The organism is Mesorhizobium sp. M6A.T.Ce.TU.002.03.1.1 (assembly GCF_003997275.1).
GTDB lineage: Bacteria > Pseudomonadota > Alphaproteobacteria > Rhizobiales > Rhizobiaceae > Mesorhizobium > Mesorhizobium mediterraneum.
The window spans coordinates 44,723-56,297 of the sequence record NZ_RZTI01000028.1; the positions used below are offsets into that span (position 1 = coordinate 44,723).

Below are 11,575 nucleotides of genomic sequence, written 5' to 3' on the forward strand. Positions count from 1 at the left end.
CGGAACTATCTTCATGAAATCTCATGCAAAAGCGGTTGTCATCGGCGGCGGCGTCGTCGGCTGCTCGGTGCTCTATCATCTGGCCAAGGCCGGCTGGACCGACATCATGCTGATCGAGCGTTCGGAGCTCACCTCCGGCTCGTCCTGGCACGCAGCGGGCGGCTTCCATACGCTCAATGGCGATCCCAACGTCGCCAAGCTGCAGGCCTATACGGTGCAGCTCTACAGGGAGATCGAAGAGCTTTCCGGCCAGTCCTGCTCGTTGCACCTGACCGGCGGCGTGATGATGGCCGACACCCCCGAGCGCATGGACTTTTTGCGCCTTGCCCACGCCAAGGGCCGCTATCTCGGAATGGACACCGAGCTGATCACGCCGTCGGAGGCCAAGGCGATGTTCCCGCTGATGGACGAGACGAATTTCGTCGGCGCCATGTGGGATCCGGTCGAAGGCCATCTCGATCCTTCCGGAACCACCCACGCCTATGCCAAGGCGGCCAGGAAGCTCGGCGCTGAGATCGTGCTGCGCAACCGGGTCGTCGAGCTGACGCAGGAAGTCGACGGCACCTGGAACGTCGTCACCGAGCAAGGCACGGTCAAGGCCGAGCATGTCGTCAATTGCGGCGGCCTGTGGGCGCGCGAGATCGGCCGCATGGTCGGTGTCGAGCTGCCGCTGCTGGCCATGGAGCATATGTACCTTTTGACCGAGCCGATGCCGGAGGTCGAGGAATTCAACAAGTCGACCGGCCGCGAGATGATCGGCGTGATGGACTTCAAGGGCGAGATCTACACCCGCCAGGAACGCAACGGCATCCTGCTCGGCACCTATGAAAAGGCCTGCAAGCCGTGGTCTCCAGTCAACACGCCATGGGATTTCGGCCACGAGCTGCTGCAGCCCGACATCGACCGCATCGCGCCGTCGCTCGAAATCGGCTTCAAGCATTTCCCCGGCATCGAGAAGGCCGGCATCAAGCAGATCATCAATGGCCCCTTCACCTTCGCGCTGGACGGCAACCCGCTGGTCGGCCCGGTGCAGGGCCTGACCAACTTCTGGTGCGCCTGCGCCGTCATGGCCGGTTTCTCGCAGGGCGGCGGCGTCGGGCTGGCGCTTTCGAACTGGATGGTCAATGGCGACCCCGGCTTCGACGTCTGGGGCATGGACGTCGCTCGCTTCGGCGAATGGGCGAGCCTGCGCTACACCAATGCCAAGGTGCGCGAAAACTATTCGCGCCGCTTTTCCATACGCTTTCCCAACGAGGAATTGCCGGCTGCTCGCCCGGCTCAGACGACGCCGCTCTACGACACGATGCTGGCCAACAATGCCGTCATGGGCGATTCGTGGGGCCTCGAAACGCCACTCTGGTTCGCGCCGAAAGGCACGGAGCCGAAGGATATCGTTTCGTTCCACCGTTCCAACGATTTCGGGCCGATCGGCGAGGAAGTGCGTGCGACCCGCGAAAGGGTCGGCGTCACCGAGATCGCCAACTTCGCCAAATACGAAGTGTCCGGGCCGGGATCGGAAGATTTCCTCAACCGGCTGATGACCAACCGCATGCCGAAGATCGGCCGCATCGTGCTGACCCCGATGCTGAACGAGTTCGGCAGGCTGATCGGCGACTTCACCATCGCCAAGGCTGGTGAAGAGCGCTTCATGATCTGGAGCTCGTCGGCGGCGCAGAAATATCATATGCGCTGGTTCGAGAAGCACCTGCCGAGGGATGGTAGCGTCCGCATCCACCGCTTCGACCAGACGCTTGTCGGCCTCTCGATCGCCGGGCCGAGATCGCGCGATCTGCTGCAGAAGCTTGTTGACGTGGATGTCTCGACCAAGGCTTTCCGCTTCATGGATTTCCGCGAGATGGCGGTCGGCGGCGCGCCCTGCATGGTCAATCGCATCACCTATACCGGCGATCTCGGTTACGAGATCTGGATGGCGCCGGCCTACCAGCGCCTTGTCTACAAGGCGATCAAGGATGCCGGCGAAGAGTTTGGCCTTGTCGATTTCGGCATGCGCGCCTTGCTCTCGATGCGCCTGGAAAAGAATTTTCCGACCTGGTTTCGCGAGCTGCGCCCGATCTACGGGCCGTTCGAAGGGGCAATGGATCGTTTCATCAAGCTCGAGAAGAACGACTTCATCGGGCGCGAAGCGGCGGCAAAGGAACAGACAGAAGGGCCGAAACTGCGCCGTGTCTCCTTCATCGTAGATGCCGCGGATGCTGACGTGATGGGCGACGAGCCGATCTGGGCCAAGGTCGGCGGCAAGGATTTTGGCACGGTCGAAAAGCCGCATGGCTATGGCGCGCCACGCTTCGATATATCAGGCAAGGAAGTGCGCGGCTCCAGGGCCGCGGAAGGCGCCTCGGCCGTGCGCGGCATCGTCGACGGCGACTGGCGCGTGGTCGGCTGGATCACCTCCGGCGGCTATGCGCATTACGTCCAGAAATCGATGGCGCAGGGCTATGTGCCGGCCGCCTTGGCCGAGAACGAGAGCGCCGGACTGTTCGAGATTGAAATCCTCGGACACCGGCGGCCGGCCCGCATCAATGTCGAGCCGCCTTTCGATCCGAGTGGCGAGAAGATGCGGGCATAGGCGGTCAGGGTTGCTGCCCAAGGCCGCCGCCCATCCCAAGGCTGCTACAACGTTGTGCAAGACCCGGTCTCATGCTAGCGCAGCCGGTGCAACCGGCACGGGCGATGAGAACTCCTTGAAGTATTCGATGAAATGGGCCGAATGGCTTGCCGAGGGCAGGATCGGCCCTTTCCCCGCGGCGATCGTATTGGTCGCGCTTTATTGCTGCACACAGGTCGTCGTGCTGTCGCTGGCGAGCCTGTGGGCGGGAACCGGGGTCGGTGTCGATGACTCCGAACAGCTGATGTATATGCGGTTTTTGTGGGCCGGCTATGGCGGCTCGCAGCCGCCGCTTTACTCCTGGCTCGGCTGGTTGACGTCGTCGGTTTTCGGAACCAACATCTTCGCGCTTAAACTACTGAAGTATTCCCTGATTTTCGTGGCCTTGACGTCGGTCTTCGTCGCGGTGCGCAAACTCGGCTATTCCCAGCGCACCGCAGTTGCCTCCATTCTAGGTCTGTTGCTGTTTCCTCAGCTGGTCTGGGAAATGCAGCACACCTTATCGCATACCGTTGCCGCCTTTTGTTTTTCGGGGCTGCTGCTGCTTGCGCTCGTCGAGCTTCTGCAGCGCAAGTCGCTGCTGACCTATGCCTTGTTCGGCCTGGCGATCGGTGCCGCTGTGCTGGCGAAATACAATCTTTTCATCCTGATTGCCGCGATGCTGGCGGCGACCTTATCGCTGCGCGAGACCCGCCAGGTCATCCTGCGTCCGCAAATCATGATCAGCATCGCCGTGGCGCTGCTGGTCTGCCTGCCGACATTGTATTGGACCGCCACGCATCCGAGCGAATTGCTGGCGCGCAGCTACAAGTTCGGCATCAATGAAGGCGACGGTGCTTTCCTCGTCGCGTTGAAAGGCATCATCGGCTTTGGCGATGCCGTAATGAATTTTGCCATCCTGCCGGTCGTTATTTTCGCAGTGGCGATGCTGGTGGGACGGGTCAGTCCATCGACGCTCCGCCAACGGCTTCCAGATTCGGAAAAACTATTGTGGCGCATTCTCGGCTTCGGACTCTGCATCACCATAGTCCTGGTGATCGCCAGCGGCGCCACCACGTTCAAGGCGCGCTGGTTGTTGCCGGTCCTGCTTTTTTTGCCTGCCGCCTTCGCCGCCCGCATGGACTCCCTCGGCGACAAAGGCAGGACGGCGCAAAACCTCACCATCACCGTTGCAGCCATACTGGCCATACTGATCTTGCCGGCAACATGGGCTTATCAGGTCTATGGCGGAAAGGGCCAGGGACGCGTCGTCCGTCTGGACTACCCGACGCTGTATCGTGATCTGACCGCAGATGGCGGCGTCAAGACGGTCATGTCGGACTGGCACTGGGTGGGCAATCTCAGGCTCGTCAATCCCGACCTTGTCGTCCTCGGAGAAGAGGTGCCGGGTTTCGCCGCGTTGCTGCAGGAGCCCGCCGTTCTGATCTGGCTCGACAGACCCAACCCGGAACCGGAAATCCTGAACCGCATCAACCAGGCGGGTTTCGTTCTGGACAGTGAACGCCGCAGCCTCAGGGTTCCCGAATTTCTCGGTTCGAGCGACGGCAGGCTTGTGACCGTCGTCAAATTGAAAAAGCGGGATGCCAATGCTCCTGCGGCCGATTGAGATCGGGAGGATAGGAAAGTGAGCGAGCCAGGCGTCGAGCGACGGTTCGGTCGCCACCGCAAGATCATGCCGTTCGAGCCGGACGAAGCGGGCTCCATCGACGCGTTGCGCCTGAAGTCGCGGCAGAAGGCCGCTGAACTCAACCAGCATCTGCTTGGCTACGGCGCACTGGCGGAAGCCGAGTGGCAATCTGCCGGTATTGCTGCTCCCGACCTGCCCACCATGCGCCAATACCGGCTCGACCGCATCCGCGCCGAGCTGAAGCGCCGCGACTATGCGGGAGCCCTGCTCTACGATCCGATCAACATCCGCTATGCGACCGACTCGACCAACATGCAGCTCTGGGTCGCGCACAATCCGACAAGGCATTGTTTCGTTGCCACCGAAGGCCCGGTGGTGCTGTTCGACTATTTCTCCTGCGAGCACCTTTCCGACCACTCCGGCGTCGTCGACGAGGTGCGGCCGGCTGTGTCGTGGATGTATCTCTATAGCGGCGAGCTGACCGAGCAAAAGACCCGCCGCTGGGCGGCCGGCATAGCCGATCTGGTGAGGGAGCATGGCGGCGGTATCAGCCGCATCGCCGTCGATCACATCAATCCTGAGGGCGTCGAGGAACTCGCCCGCCTCGGCATCTCCATCGGCAATGGAGAAGCGCTGATGGAAAATGCGCGTCTGATCAAATCGCCCGACGAAATCCTGGCCATGCGCCGGTCGATCGTCGCTTGCGAGGCGGCGATGGGCGAGATGGAAGCAGCGTTGCGGCCAGGAATTTCCGAGAACGAATTATGGGCCGAACTCCACCGCGGCAACATTGCGCGTGGCGGCGAATGGGTCGAGACCCGGCTCTTGACGTCCGGCCCGCGCACCAATCCGTGGTTCCAGGAATGCTCGTCGCGAATGATCGAAGCCGGCGATCTCGTCGCTTTCGATACCGATCTGATCGGCCCTTACGGCTTCTGCGCCGACCTGTCGCGCACCTGGCTCTGCGGCGAAACCGAGCCGTCCACCGAGCAAGGCGACCTGTTTCGCACCGCCGCCGACCAGATCGCCCACAACATTGGCCTGATGCAGCCGGGCACTTCATTCCGCGACCTAGTCGAGCGATCGGCGGTGCCGCCTGGTGATTGCTTCCCGACGCGCTACGGCGTGCTCTATCACGGCGTCGGCCTGGCCGACGAATACCCGACGCTGCCGCATGCGATCGACTGGACCGACGACACGCCCGACGGCGTGCTTGTGTCAGGCATGGTGCTTTGCGTCGAGAGCTACATCGGCCGGCTCGGCGGACGCGAAGGCGTCAAGATCGAGGACCAGATCCTGATCACCGAAACCGGCAACGAGCAGCTTTCAAGCTACCCGCTGGATGAGCGACTGCTCGGCGGCTGAAGGGCGGAAAGCTCAGTAGCCGCAGTCGATTTTGCGCCTGGCCTTGTCGAAAACGCGGTCGAACCGCGCTCGATTGGAGTTCCGATCCTTGGCCGGAAAGGCTTGCAGGAGCGTAGCCTTGTCGGCGCCCATGCCGGCCAACGTGTTGATCGCCAAGTCGCCATAGCTGGCATGCAGCGGGATGATCCCCGCCCGGATACGCTCCAGCAATGGCTCGATGGCGGGAGCGCCTCGCTCGCCGAGGCGGCAGAGGCCTTGCACTCCTGCCAGATAGGAATGCTGCCAGAAATTGCCCTTGTCGAGCGGCTGCAGCGCCGCGTCGTCGATCAGATAGAGCATCGTCGGGATGGCGTCGGCGCCGAACACGGAAAGCCTGGTCAAAGCCTGAAAAGCGGCGACGCGCCGGGGCGTATCCTTTGCCAGCCTTTCGAGGTCGGCACGATGCTCCGGGATCACTTGATCGGGCAGGGACTGGATAGCTATGGCCAGGCGCCCAGCTTGCGGTGCTTCGATGTTGCCGAATTTGCTTACCTTGATATCGATTTCGAAAAGCCGCGCGAAAAGCGCGTCGGCAAGCCGCGCCATGCTCTCGGGCGCCACGTCCTTCGCATATTTCGCTGCTGCGAAGACGCTGTCTGGAACGCCCAGCCGGCGGTCGTTCAGGGCTGCTATGGCGAGGTCGACATCGGGCTGCGACGCAGTCTGCCTACCGCGCAGCCTGTCAAAGAAATCATTGGCAAGCGAGTTGGTGACGGCGTCGATGGGGCCCGGCTGACTGAGCTTTGCGGCAAGGACCGCGGCCGCATCGTTCGAGTCGTCGACTGCTGGCAGCGTAAGCTCCATGCCGAGCGTGCCGGTTACGAATGCGCTCCAATCGGGCCGGTCGGCGAACTGGACGATGTGGGTAAGGTCGAGCGTTCTCGGGAAGCCGATGCGAATATCGAACTGATAGCCGGTCACATAGCTTGGCAAAAGCAGCGGCAGCAGCCGGTAGGAAGCAACGCCGGTCCATCGGTAGACCTCGGAGAAGGTTGCTCCGTCCTTGTTGTGCACAGAGATGCGGTAGACCGCGATTGTATCGGCGGTCGGATTGAGCCCTGCCTGGTAGTCGTTCACCCCACGCTTGATCTGCCCGGCGCTGACCACCGTGTCAGCTTCGGCAAGTGGCGCCTCGGATTCGATCAGGCAATTGCCCTTGGCGATCTCAAGCCGCATGCGCTCCGAAGCCTTGGGTGCGTTCCGCGCCGTGGGACTCTTTTCGAGATCAAGGAGGCGGACATCGGCAAGCTCGACTGGCGGACATGACGCCCGGCGCTCCATGTGGAAGGTCCGGGCGATGGAGGAAAAGTCCGGCTCCGGCATCTCCGCGGGATAGCTCATTACCATGATACGCCGGGCGCTGCGTGTCAGCAGCGCACGCATGCAGAAATCGTCACAGCGGGTCTGGGTCTTTGTCCAGAAGGCTGTCCGATCGGAGCGAACCGCCAGCGTCTCGGCCCGGAACGGCCGCACGATCCGGTCGTTGTCGCCCGATACCAGCGCCATCGTGGTCCGGTCCATTGACCTGTTGATCAGGAAAGGCGGCACCGCAAGCAGTGCCACCGCGATCAGCGGGCTCGTCAACCAGTTTAATCGGCCCGGGACCCCGAAGCTGATTGCCCATGTCAACAGCAGGAACAGGAACACCGGCGGGATCAGCGCCATCAGCAGGGCGAGCGGGATGCCGACGATGCTGATCGCCGCGACGATGGCTATCTGCGGCAAGAGCAGACATGGCAGTGCCGCCAGCCCCAGGACCAGCAGCACGGTCCGAAATGTCCATCTCGGAATGGTTGCCACCGCCATGGTGCTGTCCCCGCGAAGTCACGCGCAGGTTGCGCGCACATGGTGACGGTCGCGTAAAGATCAGCCCAGGCCCGGATCTATTGCCAATCAGAGTTAGCGAACGGTTGTGCCGACGGCTCCGTGAGAGATCAGCAGGTCGACGAGGATGTTCTTGACCGGCTCCGGTGTCGTTCTGGCGGTGATGAAGGGCAGGCCTTTTCGCCTTCCCGTCCAGCCAACGACCTTCACCGCTTGCGCCGCTGGCTCGAAGCGTTGCGCCAGCGCCCAGCTCTTGCAGTCGATGGCCGCGACATCGGCACGGCCCTCGGCGATGGCGACGATCGAGGCACGGTGGCCGCCGCTTTCGCTGCGCGCCGTAAAGATGTCCAGGCTTTCGCCCATTGCTTCCAGGTCGCGCGTTAGCCCGATGAAGCCGGACATCGAATCGAGGCTGTTGAAGGTAAAGTGCTTGCCACGCAGAATATCGAGCGGGATGAGAGGGCTGCCTTCGGACGGTGAACCAACCGATGGCGCTTCACCTGCCCGCATCACGAGCGCGCTCGAATAGAGTTCGCCCTGCCCGCCCTCGAAGGCATCGTAATTCGGCTGGCCGATCACCTGGACATGCGTCGACAGGCCGAGTTCCATCGGCCCCCAGCAGGTCTGCGCGAACAGCAGCGCCGGATGCAGCCAGAGGCCGTGAAAATCCAGTTCGTCCGGCGGCAGCGTCGCCGGATCGGGCGCGATAACCTTTCCGGCGGCGTCGCGGATGCCGCCTTCTACAGGCCGCAGATCGGCATTGACGCGAGCGATAGTCTGCGGCGCGCCGATGCCTTTTTGCCGGAAGGCATCACGCAGCCGTGCCCATTGGGCATCGACCTCGCTCCGCATTTCGGGCCAGTCATACATCGGCAAGGCGGCAACGAAATCGCTCATGCCGGGACTTTGATCGTTACGCTGAGACGAGACCATTGACGCGCACCTGGGCATCGCCGCGGCGATGCCGCAAAATTCATTCCTTCGGCGGCTCGGCCGGCACCGGCGCGCTGCCAAGGCCATTGAGGCTGCGCGCCCTGACGCGCGGCTTGAACGCCCGGCCTGGTTCCGGCGCGCGCCGCAGCACGGGGTGGACGATTGGCTCCTTAGCCTTGAACGCATAAGCCTTGAGTAGCGCGAAATAGTTCGGATAGGCATAGCCATTGTTCATCCGCAGCCACTCGTCACGGCGGTCGGCAAACAGCTTCGGCAACCGGTACCAGGCCACCGTCGGGCTCTTGTGATGGACGAAATGCAGATTGTTGTTGAGGAACAGGAAGGACAGCGGCGAACGCTCGACGATCACCGTGCGGCCTTCCGGATGCTCCGACCACTGGTGCTCGGCGAAAGTGCGGATCGAAATCAGCGACTGGCCGAGCCACACCGGCACCAGGATGTAGAGCCACAACGGGATGCCGAAGCCGAACTGCACGATGGGCAGCACGATGGCCAAGCCAATCGCGTGCAGCAGCCACGCCTTGCGGATCGCAGTGTCGCCGGCAAGCATCTGCTTGGCATCGTCGATGAAGAAGCCGATGCAGGAGAGCCACGGGCCAAGCACGAAGCGGCCGACCATGGTGTTGTTGATCTTCAGCAGAAATTTCATCGCCGGCGGCAACTCGTCATGGTGCCACAGCGCCTTGTAGTAGCTTTCGGGGTCGTCCAGCGGATCGGTCAGCCGTTCGTCGGCATGGTGGTGCAGGTGAATGGTCTTGAACCGGCGGAACGGCCAGACGAGGCCTATCGGCAGGAAGACGAAAACTTCGTTGAGCTGTGCATTGCGGGTCGGATGGCCGTGCAGGACTTCGTGAGCCAACGAGGATTGCAGTGCGGCGACCAACGCCAGAACGGCGAGCGCCAACAGCGGGTACGATGGCCAGAAGAGCGAGCCGGCGACGAGCCAGGTGCCGTAACAGAAAAACGCCAGAAACACGGTCGGCCATTCGATGGCCGGTGCATTGCGTCGTCTGTTATTCGTGCTCGTCATGGATCGACCACTGCCCTTCCAGTCGCCGGAATCATTTTTGATTCCTGACAGTATTGTGTCAGGAGCGTTGAATCGCTGCAACGCGACAAAGCGCACAAGATGTTGCGATTGCGCATTTTCAGCCGCATATGCTATATTTTGTAAACAAGCTGGAGGATTCATTTACGCCTAAGGTGCCGCTTCGGTGGCTTCGGCGGATTTTTTTCCTCCCAATGGCCGGAATGACGATATGGACAAACGCGACCTGTCGACGATCTTTCGGGAGCGCCTGAAAATGCTCTTGACACGGTCCGACTTGAACCAGTCCGCCTTCGCGACGGCGGTGGGCATCGACCGTTCGGCGCTTTCGCAGTTGCTGTCCGGCGCCTCGACACGCCTTCCTCGCGCCGAAACGCTGCTCAACATCGCCGCCGAATTCAAGGTATCGCTCGACTGGCTGCTCGGCCTCAGCCAGGACGAAGGCGTCACCGGTGAAATCCGCGAGAGCCTGGAGATCGAAGAAGCGCCCGATGGCTTTGACCGCACGCTGCTGGCGAGGTGGCATGCCGAGGCCGCAGGCACGAAAATCCGTTACGTGCCGGCCGGCATTCCCGATCTTCTGCGCACCGAGGCGCTTGTCGACTACGAGGCGGGCATCGCCAACAAGAGCCGCGAGGCGCAGGCCGGTGAGACGCAGTACCGCATCGACTACAACCGGCGGCCGGAAACCGACATGGAGGTCTGCATGCCGCGCCACACGCTGGAGATTTTTGCGCGAGGCTTAGGCGTGTGGGACCGTTTCCCGGAGGCCGACCGCCACCAGCAGCTTCTCCACATGGCGACGCTGCTCGACGATCTCTATCCCACTTTCCGCCTGTTTCTCTATGACGGGCGGATGCGCTATTCGATCCCCTACACCATCTTCGGACCTTATCGCGCCGCCATCTATGTTGGCGACATGTATCTGGTGCTGAATGCGACCCAGCCGGTCCGCACGCTGACCAGCCATTTCGACAATCTGATCCGCGCTGCCGACATCAACGCGCATGAAGCAGCCAGCTTCACGCAAAGGCTGGCAGAGATGCGATTTTGACGGCCTGTTTCTCGCGTCGACATTGACGCCATATAAAGAGTTCTTTATATCCTTATCTCGACAAAGAGTTCCCCGGAAGGCGTATTTCCAATGACGAACCCGATTGACGCGCTGCTTGCCGAAAAGGGCGTTCTGCTCGCCGATGGCGCCACCGGCACCAATCTGTTCGCCATGGGGCTCGAGGCCGGCGAGGCTCCAGAGTTGCTGAACGAGACCGCGCCCGACACCATCACCAGCCTGCACCAGAACTTTGTCGATGCCGGCGCCGACATCATCCTCACCAACTCCTTCGGCGGCACCCGTCACCGGCTGAAGCTGCACCATGCGCAGGACCGCGTGCATGCGCTGAACAAGCGCGCCGCCGAGATCGCCCGCGCCGTCGCCGATAAAGCCGGCCGCAAGGTCATCGTGGCGGGCTCGGTCGGCCCGACCGGCGAGTTGCTGGTGCCGCTCGGCGCCATGACCTATGACGAGGCAGTCGAGGCCTTTGCCGAACAGATCGAGGGCCTGAAGGCCGGCGGCGCCGAAGTCGCCTGGATCGAGACCATGTCGGCGCCGGACGAAATCCGCGCCGCCGCCGAAGCCGCCATCCGCGTCGGCCTGCCCTATACCTATACCGGCTCCTTCGACACCGCCGGCCGCACCATGATGGGGCTGTTGCCGAAGGACATCCATGGCGTCGCCGATGGACTGTCGCAGGCGCCGCTCGGTGTCGGCGCGAATTGCGGTGTCGGCGCCTCCGACATCCTCGCTTCGCTGCTCGACATGACCGAGGCGAAGCCGGAGGCGACGGTGATCGTCAAGGGCAATTGCGGCATTCCGGAATTCCGTGGCGCCGAAATCCACTATTCCGGCACGCCCGAACTGATGGCCGACTATGTCAGGCTCGCCGTCGATGCCGGCGCCAAGATCGTCGGCGGTTGCTGCGGCACCTCGTTCGCTCACCTAGCCGCCATGCGCAAGGCGCTCGACGCACACACTAAGTCGGATCGCCCGACCGTCGAGAAAATCGTCGAGCGCATCGGCCCGATGCGCAAC

General features: G+C 62.3%; 8 protein-coding genes. 5 read left to right on the forward strand and 3 right to left on the reverse strand.

Annotated elements, in window-relative coordinates; translation table 11 throughout:
* Positions 1 to 13: 13 nt before the first annotated feature.
* The 3 genes from EOC93_RS11720 to EOC93_RS11730 all read left to right on the forward strand — a co-directional run bounded on the left by EOC93_RS11720 (position 14) and on the right by EOC93_RS11730 (position 5,618).
* Complete coding sequence (locus tag EOC93_RS11720) at positions 14 to 2,587, forward strand: FAD-dependent oxidoreductase (protein ID WP_127204680.1); 2,574 nt, start codon at positions 14 to 16, stop codon at positions 2,585 to 2,587.
* Between the two features lie 115 nt (positions 2,588 to 2,702).
* On the forward strand, positions 2,703 to 4,232 hold the full coding sequence (locus EOC93_RS11725; RefSeq protein WP_245461443.1) for a glycosyltransferase family 39 protein: 1,530 nt from the start codon (positions 2,703 to 2,705) through the stop codon (positions 4,230 to 4,232).
* 66 nt (positions 4,233 to 4,298) lie between these two features.
* Positions 4,299 to 5,618 (forward strand): Xaa-Pro peptidase family protein, encoded by a 1,320-nt coding sequence (locus EOC93_RS11730; protein WP_127204685.1) that lies wholly within the window; start codon positions 4,299 to 4,301, stop codon positions 5,616 to 5,618.
* 12 nt (positions 5,619 to 5,630) lie between these two features.
* Here EOC93_RS11730 and EOC93_RS11735 read toward each other — a convergent pair whose 3' ends face one another.
* The 3 genes from EOC93_RS11735 to EOC93_RS11745 all read right to left on the reverse strand — a co-directional run bounded on the left by EOC93_RS11735 (position 5,631) and on the right by EOC93_RS11745 (position 9,465).
* Positions 5,631 to 7,463, reverse strand: a complete 1,833-nt coding sequence (locus EOC93_RS11735) for a hypothetical protein (RefSeq protein ID WP_127204681.1) — start codon at positions 7,461 to 7,463, stop codon at positions 5,631 to 5,633.
* Between the two features lie 93 nt (positions 7,464 to 7,556).
* Positions 7,557 to 8,378 (reverse strand): PhnD/SsuA/transferrin family substrate-binding protein, encoded by an 822-nt coding sequence (locus EOC93_RS11740; RefSeq protein ID WP_127204682.1) that lies wholly within the window; start codon positions 8,376 to 8,378, stop codon positions 7,557 to 7,559.
* A 76-nt stretch (positions 8,379 to 8,454) separates the two neighbouring features.
* Complete coding sequence (locus EOC93_RS11745) at positions 8,455 to 9,465, reverse strand: fatty acid desaturase (protein ID WP_164759119.1); 1,011 nt, start codon at positions 9,463 to 9,465, stop codon at positions 8,455 to 8,457.
* Between the two features lie 229 nt (positions 9,466 to 9,694).
* Here EOC93_RS11745 and EOC93_RS11750 point away from each other — a divergent pair, with 229 nt between their 5' ends.
* Both EOC93_RS11750 and bmt read left to right on the forward strand, forming a co-directional pair.
* Positions 9,695 to 10,537: a helix-turn-helix transcriptional regulator gene (locus EOC93_RS11750; protein WP_029351899.1), complete on the forward strand. Its 843-nt coding sequence runs from the start codon at positions 9,695 to 9,697 to the stop codon at positions 10,535 to 10,537.
* A gap of 90 nt (positions 10,538 to 10,627) precedes the next feature.
* On the forward strand, positions 10,628 to 11,575 hold a 948-nt coding region (gene bmt / locus EOC93_RS11755), incomplete at its 3' end, for a betaine--homocysteine S-methyltransferase (protein ID WP_127204683.1).

Excerpts from the sequence above, each read along its gene's own strand:
- EOC93_RS11720 (WP_127204680.1), top strand. The coding sequence starts at position 14 with ATGAAATCTCATGCAAAAGCGGTTGTCATCGGCGGCGGCGTCGTCGGC.
- EOC93_RS11730 (WP_127204685.1), top strand. The coding sequence starts at position 4,299 with ATGCCGTTCGAGCCGGACGAAGCGGGCTCCATCGACGCGTTGCGCCTG.
- EOC93_RS11735 (WP_127204681.1), bottom strand. The coding sequence starts at position 7,463 with ATGGCGGTGGCAACCATTCCGAGATGGACATTTCGGACCGTGCTGCTG.
- EOC93_RS11740 (WP_127204682.1), bottom strand. The coding sequence starts at position 8,378 with ATGAGCGATTTCGTTGCCGCCTTGCCGATGTATGACTGGCCCGAAATG.
- EOC93_RS11745 (WP_164759119.1), bottom strand. The coding sequence starts at position 9,465 with ATGACGAGCACGAATAACAGACGACGCAATGCACCGGCCATCGAATGG.
- EOC93_RS11750 (WP_029351899.1), top strand. The coding sequence starts at position 9,695 with ATGGACAAACGCGACCTGTCGACGATCTTTCGGGAGCGCCTGAAAATG.